Below are 1,324 nucleotides of genomic sequence, written 5' to 3' on the forward strand. Positions count from 1 at the left end.
CATCCGTATTGCCGCGCGATGGTGCTACCAGTCGCCCCATATCTTTCAGATTGACGTTTCAACCTAGAAAATTCTTTGGACTCCAAATGAAGGAACCCGAGTACGAAGGTGCCTCCAATTTTTGTCCGTTCAAATACGGCGACATACGGTGACCTGCCCAAACTGCCATCTGGATTTTTCGGTCTGAGCCCGACTTTCACCTCAGGAACTTCATCGTTCAGTTGAAGTCGCCACATGTGATTCTGCTGATACCGCATTTTGAGTTTAGCGACAGTCCCTGCCGAGGTTTTGAAATTGAAATATGAATCCTCTCCGCCGTTTGAGGAAAGCCCAAAGAAAAGCGCTTGCTCCGCTTTAAACTCAAGCTCCTTTCCCATCAACGTGATATTGCCACCCTCAATCCAGCACGTTGTGGCGAGCGCTGGATCTACTTCGGTTTGGTCGGAATCTAAAGCTTTCTTTACAGGAGGCTCTTTCTCATTCTTGCCTGTGGTCAGTCGCGCGATAGCGTCTCGGAGCGGTCGAATCTTTAGATAGGTTTGCTCGTATTCGCTCAATTTCTCCGCTGTAAGCTCCTCGCCGATGCTCCACAACTGCGACCAAGCCGCATCAAAGGCTTCAGTAGAATTCTTGCCTCCAGTGCCAATTGCGTTGGCCTCGCAATTCTTACGGAGAGCAGCACGAGTCAGATTGGCCGAACCGACAACTAGGAGGTTGGTCTCTTCCTTCGATGTTGACTTGAAAAAATACAGCTTGGGATGGAACCTCGCATCTTTGCTTGAGAGGCCTGCAACGCGAATTTGCGCTCCAGGAAGAGATTGAATCAACCTGAGAGCTCCGGGTTGGGTGATATAGTCATCTAGCCCCACGAGCCAATGCGTTTCAGGCGCATCCATCATCGTTAATGCGCCAAGCAATTCACGAACTCCCGAGACAGTGGCGTAGGCTGCGGCTACCCAGAACCCTGTACACGGGCGATGTTCACTCCATGCTCTGACTGCATTGCCAAGCGTTTCTGCCGTTCCAGCACTTTGGACTAAGACATCCATAGGCTGCTGCCCCCCGATAGCACCTCCCACCTCACCGTCAGCAATGGTGTTACCTTGGGCGTAATCGCCAGCTTCGCGGCGACCTCGTCGAGTTTGCTGTCGACCTCCTTCCGGATTTCGCGGAGCGTCTGGAAGGTCGACATTTTGAGGTCATCCCGCTCGCCTTCAAGCTTCTTGATCCGGCGTTCTTCCGCTACCTTCTCGACTAGCGGAATCGCCTGATTGGCCCGAAGTGCCCGCCGGGCGTTGCGCGCCTCCAGGTCCAGTTCCCTGAC

The 1,324-nt window shown here is 53.0% G+C and carries 2 protein-coding genes; both read right to left on the bottom strand.

What is annotated here, in order from left to right; all coding sequences use genetic code 11:
* On the bottom strand, positions 1–1,049 hold a 1,049-nt coding region (locus ENZ75_RS32010), incomplete at its 3' end, for a phospholipase D-like domain-containing protein (RefSeq protein WP_245481334.1).
* Positions 1,037–1,324, bottom strand: a 288-nt coding sequence (locus ENZ75_RS34500) for a hypothetical protein (RefSeq protein ID WP_206617154.1), incomplete at its 5' end; no start/stop codon positions are given. The genes ENZ75_RS32010 and ENZ75_RS34500, both read right to left, overlap by 13 nt.

Origin of the sequence: Mesorhizobium sp. M7A.F.Ca.CA.002.04.1.1, from assembly GCF_004022805.1 — a bacterium.
GTDB lineage: Bacteria > Pseudomonadota > Alphaproteobacteria > Rhizobiales > Rhizobiaceae > Mesorhizobium > Mesorhizobium ciceri.